Annotated in this window: 21 protein-coding genes and 1 other annotated feature; of the genes, 8 read left to right on the top strand and 13 right to left on the bottom strand. The window is 51.2% G+C overall.

The window, feature by feature from the left end; translation table 11 throughout:
• Window positions 1–16: 16 nt before the first annotated feature.
• Together MKX76_RS27805 and MKX76_RS27800 are read right to left on the bottom strand one after the other, a co-directional pair.
• Window positions 17–496 (bottom strand): DUF456 domain-containing protein, encoded by a 480-nt coding sequence (locus tag MKX76_RS27805; protein ID WP_341034940.1) that lies wholly within the window; start codon window positions 494–496, stop codon window positions 17–19.
• 7 nt (window positions 497–503) lie between these two features.
• Window positions 504–1250 (bottom strand): Cof-type HAD-IIB family hydrolase, encoded by a 747-nt coding sequence (locus MKX76_RS27800; RefSeq protein ID WP_007131974.1) that lies wholly within the window; start codon window positions 1248–1250, stop codon window positions 504–506.
• Between the two features lie 168 nt (window positions 1251–1418).
• On the opposite strand from MKX76_RS27800, the gene MKX76_RS27795 reads away from it, so the two are divergent.
• Window positions 1419–1883 (top strand): SRPBCC family protein, encoded by a 465-nt coding sequence (locus MKX76_RS27795; protein ID WP_341034939.1) that lies wholly within the window; start codon window positions 1419–1421, stop codon window positions 1881–1883.
• 148 nt (window positions 1884–2031) lie between these two features.
• Here MKX76_RS27795 and MKX76_RS27790 read toward each other — a convergent pair whose 3' ends face one another.
• From MKX76_RS27790 to MKX76_RS27780, 3 genes are all read right to left on the bottom strand, one after another.
• Window positions 2032–4077: a peptidoglycan D,D-transpeptidase FtsI family protein gene (locus tag MKX76_RS27790; RefSeq protein ID WP_213616272.1), complete on the bottom strand. Its 2046-nt coding sequence runs from the start codon at window positions 4075–4077 to the stop codon at window positions 2032–2034.
• A 139-nt stretch (window positions 4078–4216) separates the two neighbouring features.
• Complete coding sequence (locus MKX76_RS27785; protein WP_085978421.1) at window positions 4217–5362, bottom strand: transglutaminase domain-containing protein; 1146 nt, start codon at window positions 5360–5362, stop codon at window positions 4217–4219.
• A gap of 126 nt (window positions 5363–5488) precedes the next feature.
• A complete protein-coding gene (locus MKX76_RS27780) occupies window positions 5489–5935 on the bottom strand; it encodes a hypothetical protein (protein WP_341034938.1) in 447 nt (148 codons plus the stop codon).
• 175 nt (window positions 5936–6110) lie between these two features.
• On the opposite strand from MKX76_RS27780, the gene MKX76_RS27775 reads away from it, so the two are divergent.
• Together MKX76_RS27775 and MKX76_RS27770 are read left to right on the top strand one after the other, a co-directional pair.
• On the top strand, window positions 6111–7280 hold the full coding sequence (locus MKX76_RS27775) for an MFS transporter (protein WP_341034937.1): 1170 nt from the start codon (window positions 6111–6113) through the stop codon (window positions 7278–7280).
• 408 nt (window positions 7281–7688) lie between these two features.
• Window positions 7689–8036, top strand: a complete 348-nt coding sequence (locus tag MKX76_RS27770; RefSeq protein ID WP_028404785.1) for a toprim domain-containing protein — start codon at window positions 7689–7691, stop codon at window positions 8034–8036.
• A 159-nt stretch (window positions 8037–8195) separates the two neighbouring features.
• Here MKX76_RS27770 and MKX76_RS27765 read toward each other — a convergent pair whose 3' ends face one another.
• The 3 genes from MKX76_RS27765 to MKX76_RS27755 all read right to left on the bottom strand — a co-directional run bounded on the left by MKX76_RS27765 (window position 8196) and on the right by MKX76_RS27755 (window position 10400).
• Entirely contained in the window at window positions 8196–8813 is a 618-nt protein-coding gene (locus MKX76_RS27765) for an SCO family protein (RefSeq protein ID WP_007131967.1), read from the bottom strand.
• A gap of 137 nt (window positions 8814–8950) precedes the next feature.
• Window positions 8951–9889, bottom strand: coding sequence for a heme o synthase (cyoE, locus tag MKX76_RS27760; RefSeq protein WP_007131966.1), 939 nt, complete (start codon window positions 9887–9889; stop codon window positions 8951–8953).
• Between the two features lie 283 nt (window positions 9890–10172).
• Entirely contained in the window at window positions 10173–10400 is a 228-nt protein-coding gene (locus tag MKX76_RS27755; RefSeq protein WP_007131965.1) for an alpha/beta-type small acid-soluble spore protein, read from the bottom strand.
• A 121-nt stretch (window positions 10401–10521) separates the two neighbouring features.
• Between MKX76_RS27755 and MKX76_RS27750 the strand changes: the two genes are divergently transcribed.
• Window positions 10522–10689: a hypothetical protein gene (locus MKX76_RS27750; protein ID WP_007131964.1), complete on the top strand. Its 168-nt coding sequence runs from the start codon at window positions 10522–10524 to the stop codon at window positions 10687–10689.
• Window positions 10690–10752: 63 nt separating this feature from the next.
• Here the strand turns inward: MKX76_RS27750 and trpS are convergent, their stop codons facing one another.
• On the bottom strand, window positions 10753–11739 hold the full coding sequence (trpS, locus tag MKX76_RS27745; protein ID WP_341034936.1) for a tryptophan--tRNA ligase: 987 nt from the start codon (window positions 11737–11739) through the stop codon (window positions 10753–10755).
• A gap of 60 nt (window positions 11740–11799) precedes the next feature.
• Window positions 11800–12052, bottom strand: a binding site (T-box leader).
• 179 nt (window positions 12053–12231) lie between these two features.
• Here trpS and MKX76_RS27740 point away from each other — a divergent pair.
• Together MKX76_RS27740 and MKX76_RS27735 are read left to right on the top strand one after the other, a co-directional pair.
• Complete coding sequence (locus MKX76_RS27740) at window positions 12232–13212, top strand: aldose 1-epimerase (RefSeq protein WP_007131962.1); 981 nt, start codon at window positions 12232–12234, stop codon at window positions 13210–13212.
• A gap of 249 nt (window positions 13213–13461) precedes the next feature.
• Entirely contained in the window at window positions 13462–13683 is a 222-nt protein-coding gene (locus MKX76_RS27735; RefSeq protein ID WP_007131961.1) for an alpha/beta-type small acid-soluble spore protein, read from the top strand.
• Window positions 13684–13777: 94 nt separating this feature from the next.
• On the opposite strand, the gene MKX76_RS27730 is transcribed toward MKX76_RS27735, so the two are convergent.
• Window positions 13778–14182 (bottom strand): hypothetical protein, encoded by a 405-nt coding sequence (locus MKX76_RS27730; protein ID WP_007131960.1) that lies wholly within the window; start codon window positions 14180–14182, stop codon window positions 13778–13780.
• A 234-nt stretch (window positions 14183–14416) separates the two neighbouring features.
• Complete coding sequence (locus tag MKX76_RS27725) at window positions 14417–16210, bottom strand: M3 family oligoendopeptidase (protein ID WP_341034935.1); 1794 nt, start codon at window positions 16208–16210, stop codon at window positions 14417–14419.
• A gap of 127 nt (window positions 16211–16337) precedes the next feature.
• On the opposite strand from MKX76_RS27725, the gene MKX76_RS27720 reads away from it, so the two are divergent.
• Together MKX76_RS27720 and MKX76_RS27715 are read left to right on the top strand one after the other, a co-directional pair.
• Window positions 16338–16526, top strand: a complete 189-nt coding sequence (locus MKX76_RS27720; RefSeq protein WP_007131958.1) for a YycC family protein — start codon at window positions 16338–16340, stop codon at window positions 16524–16526.
• On the top strand, window positions 16523–16753 hold the full coding sequence (locus MKX76_RS27715; RefSeq protein ID WP_007131957.1) for a hypothetical protein: 231 nt from the start codon (window positions 16523–16525) through the stop codon (window positions 16751–16753). The genes MKX76_RS27720 and MKX76_RS27715 overlap by 4 nt, the downstream gene beginning before the upstream one ends.
• 152 nt (window positions 16754–16905) lie before the next feature.
• Here MKX76_RS27715 and MKX76_RS27710 read toward each other — a convergent pair whose 3' ends face one another.
• Both MKX76_RS27710 and MKX76_RS27705 read right to left on the bottom strand, forming a co-directional pair.
• Entirely contained in the window at window positions 16906–17598 is a 693-nt protein-coding gene (locus MKX76_RS27710; protein ID WP_028404779.1) for a DUF2225 domain-containing protein, read from the bottom strand.
• A gap of 42 nt (window positions 17599–17640) precedes the next feature.
• Complete coding sequence (locus tag MKX76_RS27705) at window positions 17641–18024, bottom strand: globin domain-containing protein (protein ID WP_007131955.1); 384 nt, start codon at window positions 18022–18024, stop codon at window positions 17641–17643.
• Window positions 18025–18327: the final 303 nt, after the last annotated feature.

Below are 18327 nucleotides of genomic sequence, written 5' to 3'. Positions count from 1 at the left end.
GCACCCTCGCGCCTGCTTAAAACACCCAAACGAAAAACACAATGATCATCGCAAGCTGCAATACGACCTTCACCACGATGCTGCTGAACAAGCCGAGCACCGAACCGAGCCCGACCTTCATCGACTTGCCCGCTCCCGATCCCGCCAGCAGCTCCCCGATAAAGGCGCCGATAAACGGGCCGATGATCAGACCGAATGCCGGAATGACGAACGGGCCGATGATCAGGCCGATCGTGCTCCCCCATATCGAGGCCTTCGAGCCGCCAAGCTTCTTCACGCCCCATGCGTTGACTGCATAATCGGCTATGAACAGCACGACCAAAATGATCGTCTGAATGGTCCAGAACCATGCGTCGTAATGGGCGAACGTAAAGAACCAGCCGTATACGAACAATGCCAAATAAATGGCGATAACCCCCGGCAAAATCGGATAAATCGCTCCGGCCATCCCGATGATGAACAGTGCGATCACAATAATCCAGCCTAATACGTCCATCCGTTAATCACCCTTCGATCAAAATATGATCCCTGATCACTTCCACAATCCCGTTCTCATTGTTGCTGGCCACGACAAGATCAGCCTCATCCTTCACCGTCTGCTGGGCATTGCCCATGGCGACGCCAAGCCCCGCTTGCTGGATGACGGCCAGATCGTTCAAGCTGTCGCCAACGGCCACAACCTGGGACATGTCAAGACCGAGCAGTTCGCATACCTGCTTGATCCCTGTCGCCTTGTTGACGCCCTGCGGATTGATCTCCAGATTCACCGGTGAGGAGTTGGTGATTTCCAGTCCCCCCATATCCTGAAGCTGCATCAGGATGCGATGGCGAACCTCATCGTCTTCCGACGTATAGCCGAATTTCAGCCACTCCTGATTCTCAACATCCTCGCACCAGCTCTCCCGGGTATACAATCTCTCTACAGAATACGCCCAGAACCAGGCTCCGGTTTCAACGGCTAGCTCATGCATCTCGGCAACGAGCTTGCTGTCCAGCAGAGAACGCCGATACAGCTCATACGGAGCACGCCACACCTCACTGCCATTGACCGTTACCATCGGGGTGGTCAGCTCGAGCTGCTTCGCATACGGGTATGCATCCTGAAACGGCCGTCCGGTGGACAGGCAGACATGGATGCCTTGCCGAACCGCTTCCTTGATCCAACGGACGGTCTCCGGCGATACTTCATGATCGTCCTGAAGCAGCGTGCCATCCATATCTAAAGCCAGCAATCGGTACTTACGATTCATTGTTTAAGCCTCCTAATCTAGTCACACGATAAGCATAACGACATTTTACCACAAAAGGTACGGGCTCAAAACCAAACGCTCGGACAAATGAGCAAGGGATAAGAAGTCAAGTCCGCTATAATGTGCTAACCTATTGGAAACTCTATTACTGAATAAGGAGCGTGTCCCATGAAATCACCCCAGAGTTCTACTGTTACCGTTCAAGCCGAAATGCTGATCCGCAAACCGGTTTCCGAGGTCTTTGAAGCCTTTGTCGATCCGGATATCACGACCAAGTTCTGGTTCACCCGATCCACCGGCAAGCTGGAAGCCGGTAAAGAAATTCGTTGGGACTGGGAAATGTACGGCGTATCCGATACGATCCTCGTCAAAGAGCTGGAGACCAACCGCCGGATTGTTATCCAATCGTCGGACGGCACGACGACGGAATGGCAGTTCGTGCCTCGAAGCGAGGAAGGCACCTTCGTGACGATTATCCATTCCGGATTCGAAGGGACGGATGCGGACGTCACCCTTCAAGCGATCGATTCGATGGGAGGATATACGATGGTGCTATGCGGGCTAAAGGCGCTGCTTGAATTCGGCATCGTTTTGAATCTCGTCGCAGATAAGGCCCCTGATGCCCACGTATAGCTATATCTATAAGTTGAACCAATCAACGGAAGTTAGTTCAAATACGTAAAATGTTATACAACTGCCGGTTGATTTCAATTCCCTTGATAAACAGAAAGAAGGCAGCCAAGCCCTTATAGCTTGAAAGCTGCCTTCTTTTTCGTTATGCCTATTCTCCGTTGCCTTCCTGCTCATCCTTGTTCTTCGGATGCGGCGTGCCGTCGAGGCCGTAGATTTCATCGTATGCATCGAAGATCTTACGTGCCACCGGAGCCGCACTTTGGGAACCGAAGCCGCCTTCCGGAATGACGACGGCAACCGCCAGCTTCGGATTTTGCCGAGGAGCGAAGGCGATAAACACGCCATTGTCTACGATGTCACGACGTCCGTTTTTATAAATCTCCTGCTCGGACGTACCGGTTTTACGGGCAAAATCATACGGAAAATCCTCAAACGCCCGAAGATTCTGGGTATTCATCCCTTGAATCACTTCATTCCAGTACTGCTGCGGAAATTTCTCCTGATTCAGCACTTCACGTCCGAATTTCTTGACCACCTTGCCGTTCTGGTCCACGATTTTGCTGGCAAGCTGAGGTTTAATACGGGCTCCTTGATTTGCAAGCATGGTTGCGTATTGCGCTAATTGAAGCGTCGTGTACTTCCCGGACTGGCCGAAGGAAGCGTAAGCCATCGCTGCCAGATAACTGCCCGCCTGCTCGATGTTCGTATACTCGATAATGCCTTTATGCTCGTTCGGCAGGCCGGATTCAGTGGATACGCCCAGCCCGAATTTCTTCATGTATCCGTCCCAAACTTCGACGGCTTTGGAGCCGTACTTGTTGAACAGCTTCTCCCCGACCCAATCGACCATGAAGGCGTTGGAGGATTTCTCAAGAGCTTTTCGCGCATTGATTGATCCATTCGCCTTTCTCCCGGAGTTGTAGACCCTCGAGTTATCCTTACCGAAGTACGCCGCCCCTTGGTCCGGATAATAGTCGTTCGGGCCAAATAAATGCTCATTCAGTCCGATCAATACGCTCAGCGGCTTGATCGTGGAGCCGAGCAGGACGGTCGACTCCAGATTGTTGCCGGAACGTCCTGAGCTGTATGGCCATATGGTTCCGTTGCGGTAATGACTCATGACCGAATCCCAATCATCCGTTCCGGTCTCCCATACATTCGGATCATAATCCGGAATGCTGGCCATGGCAACAATATTCCCCGTGTCCACTTCCATGGCTACCGCATATCCCGTCTTGGCATTCGTATGCAGCTTACCCGACACAGGATTGGTGTGAAGCCATTTCAGCTGGTCGACAATCGCCTGCTGTGCGGCGAGCTGAATGTCTTTATGGATGGTCGAGTGGATATTATAGCCTTTTTGCGGCGGGACCATAGTCGGCACGCCGTTGGCCATATTTTGCGGGCTGATCGGAATATTGATATAGCCGTTCTTCCCGCGCAGCTCATCTTGAAACATCATTTCAAGCCCGTCGACACCGACCTTTTCCTGCTCCGAATAGATCAGACCCGGGTCCTTCTGGGTTTTGTTCTTCTGATCAATGGCTTTGTACTTATCCAAATCCTTCTGGCCTTTAAACTCCCTTAAATACCCGATCGTCTGTACCGCAATTCGGTCCTCGCTGTACTTTCGCTCGCTTTCCTCCACGATCTCGACGCCCGGATACTGGGATTTATGCTCCATGAAATAGGCGACTTCTTTCGAGGATAGGTTGGCTTTAATTCGCCGCGGCTCATACCCCGGCTGCTTGTTAAAGTTCAGATCCATCGCTTTGATGACATCTTCCACGGTCATCTTCTCGGCTTTGGGATCGCCGTACCGGTTGAAGACATCCACCATCTCTTGCGCCAGCTTCTCGATTTCCGGCCGATTCTTCTTGCCGCGGTCGGAGTTGCTGTAATCTTTCATCAGCGTAAGATACAGCGCCTGGGAAGGTGTTGAGTAGGCTATCGGCGTGCCCGATGCATCAAGGATGCTTCCACGGATCGGCTGGAGCGGGAAGTTTTTGATCTGACCCCCGGTCTCCATTTCCTTAAGCTCAGGCCCTTCCACGAATTGAAGAATCGCCAGACGTATAATGATGACACAGAAAATAATAAACGTGCTAAAAAAGAACAGGTTGACTCGCAGATTAAACTGACTGCCGGCATCTCCCTCATCTTGTTTGCGTTTATCCGGCCTAAACCCTCTCACGTATGCTTCTCCCCTTTTATGCACATTACATAAACTTATATTATCACAAAAAGCCTCCCCACTTCATCCGGATGACATTTTCCGAATTCACTAGGGGCGGACCCCTTAGCCTTGGGTCCGCCCCTGGTTCGATTCGCTATTAAAATACCCTCTCTTTAATATGCGTTTCATTGAATCGCGGAGGGTTAAACCAGTCCCCGCTCTGGGCCCATGTCGGATCCAGCGGAACCCACTTTTTCTCCTCGCTCAAGTACACTTCGTTCCAGGCATGCGGCCCATAGCCGCCCTGGCCGTTATAGCCGCGCCCGGTTACGACGCGCACGTCCAAATCCTGTGAGCGCGCCATCATCGCATACAGCCGGGCGTAATCAATGCAGACGCCAAGCCGGGTATCGTACGTATCCTGCGGCGTCTGCTCTTTCCAAATCCTCTGCTCTTCATAGAGCCGAACCTTCTCATGATCGTAGGATATCCGGCTGCCGACCCAATCATAAAGCTTGCGGGCCTTCTCTTTATCGGTCGAAGCCCCCTTGACCACATGCGCCGCCGTCTGCTCGATCCCCTCCGGAATCCGGTGGTCGATCACCTCGTATTTCCGCTCCATGATGCCGCTTAGTTCATCTTGAACCGACTGGGCGAAGACCGGCAGCTGTTCCCGTACCAGCGATCCCGACAACGGCTCGAGAACAGCCCTTGCTCCCTGCGAATAGATTGGGGAAGCCTCGACGTAACGGCTGAATCCATGATCCGGATTGAGGCTGACCCACACGAACAGCACAGCAATGACAAGCATGCTGCGTGCAGCACCAATCAGCACCCCGATGCCGGTGCCGGCCAGCCGGCTCGGCAACGATGCTGATGTTTCCCTCCCGGATCGGAACAAGCTCCCCCCGCCGAAAATCAGTGAGATCAGCAGCCGCAGCATAAATACGATCAATCCGTAACTAATCATAAACAGGACCGCAAATCTTAGGAGCGGAAAATCAGCCAGCGATTTCACCGCCGTATAATACACCTGCTCCCAGAACCGCAATTCCCGGTCCGGTAAAGCGGAGATCGCGCCTAACCATTCCCCGGCCTTTGGCGACAGCCACAACGTAAACGGGATGGATATCACCAGACCTCCGATCCGGAGAAGGGCATCCCCCAGAAAAGAAACAAGCTTCCCGGCTGAACGGGACGCTCCTCGTCTCCAACCCTGTATCATGGAGAAGGCCACAATCAGCAGCAGCAAAACGGTAATTCCGTTTCCGTCACGCACACTATCGATCCATGCGGACATCACACGGCATTCCCCCTCTCCAAATGATGTTGGTACAACCGGCCGCAGATGAGCTGGCAAGTTACATTGCACAACGGATCTGCTTAGCCGGGTCTGATTGCACCTTTATTTAGATAAAATGGTTGTTCGTTATTTGGAATCCGTATTGTTCTTGGCATCGTTGATAAAGCTGCGTATGGTGTCGTTCATATCCCACTTGCCTACCGATACCCCGCGAAATGTTACCTCAACTTGATTGGAGCCGGCACTTCCCTTCAGCTCCAAGTTCGGGGCCGTAATGGAATAGGTTCCGTCTCCATTCGACGTATACTTTGCTTCCTTCGCTTCCTTGATCATCAAATTCAGCGCTTCGGTCTTGACGGTATCGATGGTTTCATCCTTTACCGTCGATACAACCTCCCCGATCTTGTCCAGCGATATTCCGCTATAGACCAATAGGCCTACAATGATCAGGACGGCGATCGCCCATTTGATGACCGTTCTCACCACATTCAAAACGACAAACAGAATAATTAACGCGATTGCGATAACGAGCCAGTTCTGCTTCAGAAACTCCATCCATACTTGCGTATCCATATCCTTCACTCCCGTCGCTAATAAAACGGCGGTTTGACGGCCGTCTTTTTAATTATACATGATTCCCAAGGATGCTGTCAGCCAACCGGGTCTTTTTACTAAGAGGTATAAGCCTGCCCCTTGGAGCGTACAAGTAGTATCATAACGATCTTTTGCCGGATAGGAGGGTGCCATATTGAAAACCGCTTTATGGCTATACATGTTTTTATTTCTGGCGTTTTTTGATTTGCACGCCCAATATCCCGTGCTCACGCCGTTCGCCATCTCGCTTGGGGCCGCTCCGGCCTTTATCGGCTGGATGATGGGCATATATGCCCTGACCCATCTGCCGGGCAATCTGATTGCCGGCGGCCTGATCGACCGGCACGGCAGCCGGCGCTACATTATTTTCAGCCTGACTGCGGCAGGCATCATTCTGCTTCTGCAGGCCCATGTCCAGCTTCCCTGGCAGCTGCTTGTGCTCCGCTCCATCAGCGGCTTTGTGCTGGCTTTCCTGTCACCTGCATGTCTTGCCCTGCTCGCATCCTTATCCAAAGATCCCGTGACGCAAGGCAAATACATGTCCGGGCACGGCCTTGTACACACCCTGGCTTCCGTTCTTTCGCCTGCAGCCGGAGCCTTTATCGTAGCGAACACCGGATTTTCGGGCACCTTTCAGAGCCTCGGCTGGCTTCTCATCTTTACGGGAATCATGGCTTTTCTTAGCCTCCCCAGGCAGGCAACAGAGACAGTCGGCAAGAAGGAAGCCAAAGCCCTGCCTAACCAGGGAACAACCCGGCTGCCCTTTAGCCTTCGGCTTTATCTGTTCCCGTTTGTCATCGCATGCTCCCAAGGCATATTGTTCTTTGAGATTCCGCTCCGTGACAGCGGGCAGGCAAGCATCATGTCAACCGGACTGCTCTTCTCCGTCATCAGCCTGGGGGCGCTTGTTACCCTGAGCATGCTTTTCCTGAACCGCTATCCCCCTCGTGCCCGGGTAGCAGCCGGCGTGTTTGGCCTGGCCATCAGCTTTTACTTGCTGGCCGCAGCTGATCATTTGCCGTTGACGGTTACTTTATTTGTATTAGGGTTGTCTAAAGGCCTGCTGTTCCCAGCCTTATCATCGCTATTTATTGAGCTGAGCGGGGGCACCCGGCTCGGGAGGGTATTCTCGCTGCAGTCCATCGCCATGTCGCTCGGTTCCTTTGTCGGTCCGATTGCAGCCGGGCAGCTGCGGACGATCGTATCGCCTTATTTTATTGCCTTTCTTATGCTGATGACCGTTCTCCTTCTGCTCCCGCATCAGAAACGTGTCGAGCCTTCGGCCACCTTGGCACCGGAGACGACACCGGTATCACCGCTCTGATAAACATCACGGATATGGGCTCCATAAACCGCATCAAGTGGGCCAATACACAATCCTATTGGGTAAATGGACATAGAATACAGTGTGGCAACTGACCACGGACATTTAACCAAGGGGTGAAAACGAATGAGTCATGTCCATCATAAACATTGTCATGCACCGGCCTATGGAAATTCGGTAGGAATGATTCTGGTTCTGTATATTCTTCTCGTGATTATCCTGAGCAGCTGTTTCTACTAGAATACATGAGTTTTACTGAAGCGGTCTTCCTGCTGGAAGGCCGCATTTTTCTGTTTTGCATGAACGGCGGTAAACAAGTTACACTATATATACATCTTTCGACCAGAACGCCAACATTTCCCGGGGAATGCTGCCAAGCTACGCCGTATCATGACAGAGGTGAACAGCATGTCAATATTTATCATCGTCGAGGGCAAGAACGACCGCAGCCGTCTCCGCCGGCTGCTAACCTCCGATATTACAATATTGTGTACATTCGGTACGTTGAACAGTGCAAAGCTTGACGCATTGCAAAAGCAGGTGCGCGATCAGGAGGTGTATCTGTTCATGGACAACGACAGCTCCGGCAAAAGGATTCGCGGGATATTGCGCGACGCATTCCCGGATGCCGAGCAGATTTACACCCGCCGCGGGTACGCAGGCGTAGAGGGCACGCCAGATGAATATTTAATTGCCCAGCTGGAAAAAGCGGGATTGGAGGAATTCATCATCTACCCGCCGCCTGAAGAATACTAGCCCTAGCCCCTGTTATAAAAGGGATTTTCGAAGCTTGCAGCCTATTCCATTTTCGAATTTCGGATACGGCTCTTCTTCCCAAGTAAGAAGAAACGGCGGTCAGGATGATTCTCCTGCGCCGCCGTATTTGCTTCCTCTATTCGAATTGTCGGATAAGTCCTATTCCTTAATCAAGGTCTTGATGTCTTGAATGATATCCTCTGTTTTTACATCCGACGGAACGCCGGCATTATACATTTTGCGAATATTGTTATCCCGGTCCACCAGAGCGATGGAGTTACCATGGGTGAAGTTCGTCGAATCGTTGCCGAGAAGCGGGATTTTAAAGGAATCTTGCATCAGCTTCCGGGTTTCTTCCTGGTCTCCCCTTAGAAAGTACCAACCGCTGTAATCAGCATTGAAGCGGTCGCCGAACTCTTTGATCTTCTCTTTCGTGTCGGTCTTCGGGTCAAAGGAAATGGACACGAAGTTCACCTCGCCCCCAAACAGCTCTTCCTTCTTCAGCTCTTCCTGAATCTGCGAGAGGATCAGCGTCGTAACCGGACAAACGTCCGGACAGCTGGTGAAATAAAAGTACATCAGCTTGACCTTTCCCTTCGTATCCTCTGACGTGATGGTTTTGCCGTCGACATTCTCCATGGAATAACTGCCGACTTCACGAATGACCGGGAGTTTATCCTTCCCGAATCCCAGTGAGTTGTATACGAGGTACACCGCCGCGACTACGCAGACGGCCAGCAAAATCCAAGTCCATTTATAGCGCTTGAATGCGTTCATTCCCCTTGCTCTTCTCCCTTCTTCCCGGCTTGATTCTTATGGAACCATATGCCTGTCCTGCATACTGAACGTTATGACCGCTACGTAATCCCCTATCCGCCGACCTAACGACCATAGCCGGCCTGATTATTCAAATCTTAGAAGGTTGTATTAAGGATTAGAACAATGAGGCTGAGCGTTAAATAATTGATCGAGAAGATGAATACTTTCTTCGACCAAGCCTCATCATCCTTCGCCGTGAATCCCTTCAAAGCCGTATAAAGCCAGCCGATCGCCAGGAGCAGACCGATAACCAGGAAGAAGATGCCTGCGTATCCGTATACATACATGAGAATCGGAATCGGCAGCAGGAGGACAAGGTAAGGGATCATCTGAATTTTCGTACGCTTGATGCCCTTGACGACCGGTAGGAGCGGAAATCCTGCTGCACGATATTCTTCTACCCGCCGAATGCCGAGCGCCCAGAAATGCGGCGGCTGCCATAGGAAGAGCAGTGCAAAGATCAGAATTGCCCCCATATCTACCTGTCCCGATACCGCCACATAGCCGATAGCCGGCGGCATTGCGCCGGAGATGGCGCCGACGGATGTGCTCCATGTCGAGGTGCGCTTCAGCCATAGCGTGTAAACGACGACATAAACGAACATGCCTATCGCGCCGAAGATCCCCGCCAGGACGCCGGAGAACAGGAACAGCACCGCTAGTCCCAATGCACCCAGTATAATGGCATACCAAAGAACAACCTTTGGCGTCAGCCGTCCGGTTGGAAGAGAACGATCGCGTGTCCGTTCCATCTTCATATCGAGTTCTCTGTCGAAATAGTTGTTAAACACGCATGAGGATGCCATGACGAGCAAAGTTCCGAGCAATGTCATCGCGAGCAGTCCGAACTGGATGTCCCAGCGCGACGCCAGCCAAAATCCGGCAAATGCTGCTATCAAATTAGACCGGAGTATTCCGGGTTTGGTCACGGTTATAAAATCTTTCCAAGTCCCCGCTTGTTCGGGAGGTGCAGGCGCTGCGGAAGCCAGTGCTGCGGATTCTGAAGGAGCCTGATATCTCAAGTGATTACCCACGTGTAAACGTTCCTCCTTGTATCTGTCGTTATGGAGGAAGTACTGCCTCCGCTATAAAGTTTATCATATCATTAGTAAAAAGTGTTTAGCAATCCTTCGGAATTCGGTGTATCTATATGACAATTCAGTGACATTTGCCAAGGATATTTCCTTGACGTTATGGCGTTGTTTAAGGCACAATTTGTCTATGTATGGCCCGGGTCCGGGGACGTTCGCCAAGAATCAAATGAAAACCCGGAGCGCATTATAGCGCCCCGGGCGGTAAGTCCCTTATGAGAAGAAATTACAGTGTGCGTCCAGAACCCGAAAGTTGCTGTTCAGCTTGCTGTACCAGACGCTTCGTGATGTAACCTCCCAAAGAACCGGTTTCACGGGATGTGTAGCTGCCCATGTATCCGTCTTGAGGAATAGTAACACCCAGCTCGCGAGCAGCTTCCATTTTCAGCTGCTCCAGTGCTTGTCTTGCTTGTGGTACAACCAGATTGTTGCTGCGGGAACGACCTTGTGCCATATTAAATATCTCCCTTCACTGAATGTCTGTTATTCCAGTGCAAGCTTGCAAACTTATTATGGCTTCATCTCGCAGCCTTATACGTAGTTTTTTATTTTTTATGTTGGAGGTTTTTTTTCATATGAGCAAAGGTCTATCCCTATGGTTTGCCGTCTCGTCCATCGTCCTTCTAACCGCCTGCGCAATAATGATCAGCACGAACTGGCTGATTGCCATCGGTCTCGGCATTCTGTCGATTCTTAACATCGGCTGGGGCTTTATCATCAAGTCCAAGCGCAAGCCGTCTTAATATCCAAGATCAAAAGCCGGCTTTTCAGCACCACAGCGTATGCCTCCGAAGTGCATAGAGCAATTATTTCGCAGGCAGAAAGCCCATCTTATCCTTAACGCCGTCCAATATTTGGGCGGCTTTGCTGCGTGCCTGCTCTGCCCCTCTTGCAAGAATGTCGTGAATTTCTCCGGATTCGCGAATTTCATAATATCGCTTTTGAAGCGGTTCAAGCGCAGCCGCAACCACCTCGCCAAGCTCCTTCTTGAACGCACCGTACATTTTCCCCTCAAAGCGCTGCTGCACGTCCTGCAGGGAAATGCCCGCGCATTCCGAATAAATGCTCATCAAATTGCTGACCTCCGGCTTCGTTTGAGGATCGTAAACAACCTCGGTACCGGAATCGGTTGTTGCGCGGCTAATTTTTTTGCGAATCTGGTCGGGTGTATCCAGCATGGCAATATAGCTTCCCTCAACCGGGCTGCTCTTGCTCATTTTTTTAGATGCATCGTCCAGCGACATGATTCGAGCTCCCACTTGCGGAATATACGGCTCCGGTACGGTAAAGAACTCCCCGAAGCGATGGTTGAACCGTCCGGCCAAGTCACGTGTCAGCTCCAAATGCTGCTTCTGGTCGTCCCCAACCGGAACGAGGTCGGCATTATACAGCAAAATATCGGCTGCCATCAGCGCCGGGTACACGAACAGACCTGCCCCCACCGATTCCTTGCCTTCCGACTTATCCTTGAACTGGGTCATGCGTTCTAGCTCGCCCATATGCACGAGCGTTGTCATCAACCACGAAAGCTCAGCATGCTGCGGAACATGCGACTGCATAAAAATATTCGCTCTTGCCGGATCGATGCCGGCCGCAACATACAATGCCGCGACCATTTCCGAACGCTCACGGAGCGCCTTTGGCTCCTGCGGCACCGTAATCGCATGCAAATCCACGACCATAAAGTAGCAATTATGCTCATCCTGGAGCTTCACAAAATTTTTAATGGCTCCGATATAGTTGCCCAGCGTCAAGTTGCCGCTTGGTTGAATGCCTGATAATACGGTTTTCATTTCATAGTCCTCCATTTCTATTTCTTTCATAAAAATCCAACAAAAAAAGGCCCCACATCCGCAAGGGACGTGAGACCGTGGTGCCACCCTTATTCGCCGCAGCAGCATCGTACGCATGACAGCTCCAGCCTTCCATTCTTGTAACGGAGAATACCCGGCCGGCATATTAAGGAATTAACACGGTTCATGTTTACCCTGTTCAGCTCAGCACTCAAAGGTCCATTCAGCAAAGCGGCTCCACCGGTTCACATCAGCCACCGGCTTTCTGAAGGAGCGACCGCATCTGCCTACTTGTCCTTGTCATCGTGTTCAATCATCATTGATCACTATTACATGCAATAATAAATCTCTTACACCACCTTGTCAATTCCAAGATCCTGCGAAGGCATGCCCCCGGCGATTTAGAGCTTTTGTTGTACGCGAGGCTTAAAAATCTGTTATGATGTGGTTAATCGTCCAGACCATGATTTTTGTTAGTAAAGGAGCATCGATATGAATCAAGTGACCAAAGGCCAGTGGAATGGTTACGACACCTATATCTTAAACAGCGGCCGTCTCGAAGTGACTCTCCTCCCTCGTCTAGGTAACAACGTGATTGGGATTAAAGACATCGAAGAACAGCGTGAAATCCTCCGAAGGCCGGATGAAAGCGAGCTTGCATTCTATCTCCAAAAGCCGTACCACTTCGGCATCCCGATGCTCATTCCGCCGGGACGGATATCCAAAGGCCGGTTCGAATACGGCGGCCAAACGTATCAATTCGACCAAAATACGGCAGGCGATAATCATATCCATGGACTGCACCGGACCCAAGCTTGGTGCGTAAGCGATATCGAAGAGGATGATGAAGGCTGTGCGGTTTCGACAGAGTTCGTGACCTCTGATGATCCGAAATGGATGTCGCAGTTTCCGATCCCCCTGAAGCTGGAAATGAACTTTCGACTCCAGGGAACCGAATTGGTCCAAAATCTGCGCATAACGAACACCGGCAAACAACCCGCCCCATTCGGCATGGGTTATCATACATGGTTCCTGCTTGACGGCGAACCGCATCGATGGTCGCTGGAAGTGCCTGTCGACTCGATCTATACGCTTAATAACGAGTTGATTCCGACAGGAGATACGTCGGCGCTGGGGCATCTCGAAGGCCTTAATACCGGATTAAATCTGAAGGATACGGATCTGGACACGATTCTGAAAATACCGGAAGGCAAGCCTGCCCTTGCACTGCTTAAACGGGACGATGGTTATGAGATCCATTATTCGGCCGATCGCCAGTATTTTAAGCATTGGGTGCTGTATACGAAGGGCCAAGCTGAAGAGTTCCTGTGCATCGAGCCTTACACATGGCTTCCAAATGCACCCAACTTGAACCTATCGAGCGCCGAGACTGGTCTGATTCATCTCGAGGCTGGAGCATCCGTTGAATTGCAAACCCGCATCCGTGTTCTTCATGGCGCGAATGTCGACTAATGGCATAATCGATCGACATTTAAACGGACGTGACCATATTGGAAGAATCGTCAGAAGCGATATACTTACTGCTTGATAGAATGGCAGCCCTTCGATCTTGAAGGGCTGTTTTTTGGTGATGCTCCATAATCAATAGCTCGATGCCCGCCCCCCTAATTTTACCAGCTCCGTATCTCCCTTGATGGCGAATGAGACCCCTATCTTTCAGGTCATAATATCCTCATACAATCTCAAAGGAGGTGACATGACATGGCTCAAGGACGTTCTTCTAACAACCTGGTTGTTCCTCAAGCGACTGCAGCTCTTCAACAATTGAAGGTAGAAGCTGCTCAAGAACTGGGTGTAACTCTTCCTCAAGACGGCTACATGGGTAACTACACTTCCCGTGAAACTGGTTCATTGGGAGGTTACATCACTAAGCGTCTGGTACAACTGGCTGAGCAGCAATTATCGGGTCGTTCGAACCTGTAATCGCATCTCTTCCCTCCAGCCATAATAGAAAGAGGCGATCTTCTCCCCAAAGATCGCCTCTTTCGCCGTTATATGGTATGAACGAATAATAATTTCATGATTTCGAAGCAGCTTCGGGATATGTATGCCGGGGATATCGTATCATTAAGCTCGCCATATTGTAGTTCGACTCGAGAATTGCATCCACCACAACCATGCCTTGCCGCACCATAAACTCGTAACTGATTTCACCGTGTGTCCAATGCCGCTTATGCTTAAGGCTTTCAAGCGCCATCATCCGAAACGAATACTGCTGCGCTTCGCTTAGCCCCTCCTCACAAGGTGCAATCACCCCGTTTCGCCCGGCCAACGGATTGTGCCGGATACCGAATTTGCCGATGATATTATTTCGTATTTGTACAAATACCGTACCTGAGGTTAATCCCCCCAGTTCTTCCTCCAACTCTCGAAACACGATATCCAACTGTCTAGCCAGCGATAATTGATCCAATTGTACCATATCGTCACCCCTCCTTTATTAGTAAATCCTCCCTAATATTAGGGCTTATGACTCATTATAAGGGAATGGAAAAGCTCGATCAACATAATTCAACATAATTGGGTATATATGACTAAAATTGCACAATTATTTAAAAGCTTTTCTGTATCTTCCGGCATTTTTCTCCCCTTTGCGACAAAAAAAGAAGCCCGCAAGGAGCTTCTTTTATCGTATTTCCCCGAAGCATTCGGCACCTTATGCCAAATGGTCGGTTAACTGCAGAAACTGTCTGATATCCGATACGCATAAATCCGCCGCGCTTTGCCAAAAATCGCGCTGGGTCAAATCGACGTCCAGATGCTTTTTCGCCAAATCCTCCACCGTCATGACGCCTGTATCACGGAGAAGCGCATCGTATTTTTCAGCAAAAGCAGGACCTTCCTGAAGGGCACGAACGTAGAGGCCGGTGCTGAACATATAGCCGAATGTATACGGGAAATTATAGAATGGCGTTCCCGTAATATAGAAATGCAGCTTGGATGCCCAGAAATGAGGATGGTAAGATGTCAAAGCGTCACAATAGGCCTCTTTCTGTGCCTCCACCATGAGGTCCGAAATTTCCTCGGCGCTGAGCAGCCCGCTCTTCCGCTTCTCGTAGAAACGGGTCTCAAACAGGAATCTTGCATGAATGTTCATAAAGAACGCAACGCTGTTCTGAATTTTCTCCTCCAGCAATGCCAGCTTCTCTTCTTCGCTGGCCGCCCCTTTCACCATCGCGTCAAATACGATCATTTCCGCGAAGGTCGAAGCGGTTTCGGCGACGTTCATCGCGTATCTTTGGTTGAGCACGGGAATTCCGCGCATCAGGAATTGATGGTACGCATGTCCCAATTCATGAGCCAGCGTGGACACGTTCGAGGCGGTCCCGCCAAACGTCATGAAGATCCGCGTCTGCTCGCTGGCCGGGAACGAAGTACAGAAGCCGCCAGGTCTCTTGCCGGGACGGTCCTCAACCTCAATCCATCCTTTATCGAACGCCATTTGGGAGAAGTCCGCCAGCTTCGGACTGAATTTGCGGAACTGCTCTACGATATTAGCTGCCGCGTCATCATAAGAAATTTTGGCCGCGGACGTGCGGATCGGCGCATCCACGTCAGTCCAGGACAGCCCCTCAAGACCAAGCAGCTTCGCCTTGCGATTCAAATACTCCACCAGCACCGGCTTCGTATCCTGAATGACCGCCCACATCGTATCCAGCGTCTCGCGGCTCATCCGTCCGATCGCCAGCGGCTCTTTCAACACATCGTCCCAGCCCCGGTTCTCATACAGCTTCAGCCGGAAGCCGGACAGATGGTTTAGCGTATCTGCGCAGTAGTCCGCCGCTGCTCCCCATGCTGCCTCCCATTTCTCAAACATCGACTGCCGTACCTCACGGTTAGGATCGTGCATTTTGTTAAAGGCTTGTCCGGCGGAGAGCAGCTTGGTCTCGCCGTTCTCTTCGTACGGAATTTGAATTTTGCTGACAATGGTGTCGTAAAATTCGCCCCAGCCGTGGTAGCCGTCAACGGCGAGCGCCAAAGCCAGGCTTTCCAGCTCAGGGCTCATTTTCTCCTTCGCCAGGTTCCGGCTCTCATTCAAGATGAAGTCCAGCTTGGACGCAGCCCCGGTGCCTGTCCACGCCGTCCAGAGCTCATCGTTCATGCCGCGAAGCACATTATCGAACCGGCTTTTCACGGATTGGAGCGTAGCCGACAGCGAGGTGACCCGCCCTGACAGCTGAACGGCTTTTTTATCGTTTACGTTCTGTGCGGTCAAGCAGCTTACAAATGCTGAGGCTTCCCGTACCCGGGCATAGCAGCTCTGAAACTGCTCCAAAAAGGCTTCCAATGCTTGTGTGCCTTCGATCGAATCCGGCACGGAGAGGCTTCTTACATCCTGCTGGAGGGCTTGCATATCCTTCTCCAGCGTCTCCAGGAAGCTTGCCAGCTGCGGAGACGAGGAGCCTCCCGGGAAAATGGTTTCTAAATTCCAGGTCTGTTGAAGTGTCATATCCATAGTCCGCCTTTCAAAAATGAAGTGAGTTTTTTTCTTCCAGCTTGACGCTCATATTTGTATGAACGACGTGAAAAGTGTATAACTATATATATTAAAATTACTGCTGGAGGATCGATAAGCGATGAGACCTTTACAAATTTCACCAGAGACGGCGGTAACCTTGTCCAAGCAGCTGGGCGTTCCGCTGGAGCAGCTTATGCATATGCCGCAGCATATCCTGATGCAGAAGATCGCCGAGCTTGCGAAGAACGATAAGGCAGAGCCGCAGTCGGAGCAGAAGAGCGAACAGGGCCGTCCGGAGAACTCATGATACCTTTTTCAAACACATGGCCCTATGATGTCGTCGGAAATGACGTATATGTACAAACATGCCCCTTCTGCGGGACCGACAATGTTCTGCTTCCCATGAAGCCCAAGGAGCTGATTAGCGTCAGGGAAGGCAAGAAAAAGCTGCTGATCTTCCCCTGCTGCCACAACCGAGTAACCGTGCTCGACAGCGACATCGATTATTTGCTTACAGACCAGCGGCTCCGCTAATGACGACAGCCGGCCGCTTGGTTCTACCCTTCGGAGTCGGTATCCCTGCTCCCCGCAAGTCCGATGCATCCGGAGCGCGGCAAGCTCCAAGCTAAGTCTATCGATTCTAAGCTGCGCCTTTCAGCCGGCTTTCGTTCCTCTGGATGAAGCGGCTACTCCGCTCCCAGTGCGTGGCCCTTCTCTTCCCTCAGCTGTTCGGAAGCGACCCGCCACTGCTCCCTGGAAGCCCGAATCATTGCGGCATCCACAATCTTCTGGTCTTGAACCACTCTTGCGAACCACTGCACCGCCTCCTGGTATTGTCCCAGCCTTCGGTGAATTTCCCCGATGAGATACAGCAGCTTTGCGTCATTGGCCCCTACTCCCTCAAGCTCAAACACTCGGATATAAGACTCCAGACTATACCTCAAGAAGCGCCTTTCCTGCTCCTGATTCTCCTGGTAGCGGTACAGCCACGCAATATGGTGAAGCAAGCTTGCGATGATTCGCTCGCGTTCCCCGATGATCTGCGCGCAGAGCAAGCCGAGCTTGTACGTCTCCAGCGCTTCCTCAAGGCTGCGCCGGCCTCCGAAGTCGCGGCTCTCCCATCGGCATGCTATTTGCGTCTGAAAAGCCGACCTCTGCTTGTCATTCAGCTTGATCAGGGAATTTTCCGTGGAGGCAAATCCGCAGCTCGGGCAGATCCTGACGACATAGTAATCGGGATTTTCCGACTTATAGTACGCGCAAAAATCGGTATCCGTCCGATAGGCCTTTTTAAAGCTGGGCCGGACCCTCGAGGTTTCAAACTCATGCTCGCAGTGGATACACTGCACCTTGATGGAATACAAGGGCTCCAATTTCATCTTCGCTTCCCATCCCTTCCCTTGCGTACTCTCATCCTGTCTTTAGTCCAGGGGCGTGTTCACGAAATGGTGGGCAGGGCCGGACAGGCGCTGCAGCACAAATTCGCGGAGCTCATCGTCCACGCCGATCTCCATCAATGCCCCCTCCATGCAGCGGAGCCATTCCTCGGCATGACGCTCCGTAATCGGGAATCGAAGATGCCTTGCCCGCATCATCGGGTGACCATACGCTTCGGAGAAGAGCGCCGGGCCTCCGAAAAACTGGCTTAAAAACATATACTGCTTCTCCATTACAGGCTCAATATCCTCCGGAAACAACGGTGCCAACAGCTCGTTCTGCTGAACTCTCGGATAAAATGCCTCGACTAAAGACCGGATCCCCTCGGCCCCCCCGAGGTTATCATAGATGCTCAAATGCGGATTCATACCCGTTCAGGTCTCCTATCTATATATATAATTTTCGACATGGATGCACTTCTCTATTATAGCAAAAAACAACAAAAAAAGGCGCACCCCAACGGGAGCCCCTTCTAAATGCTATTAATAACTGCGCCAATCCTCTTCACTCTGGACGAGAGAAGCACGTATAACATAAACGAAGGCGCATACCAGAATACCTGCGACTATGCTCATGATCATCACTCCATCCAAACATAATACGAAAGATGTGCTTTGATGTTTTTTATTATAGCACATGTTTCCGGAAAATAAAGCAATTTTGAAACCGCT

The organism is Paenibacillus sp. FSL R5-0810 (genome assembly GCF_038002285.1).
GTDB classification, from domain to species: domain Bacteria; phylum Bacillota; class Bacilli; order Paenibacillales; family Paenibacillaceae; genus Paenibacillus_AQ; species Paenibacillus_AQ lactis.
This window is presented reverse-complemented; position numbering and strand designations above follow the sequence as displayed.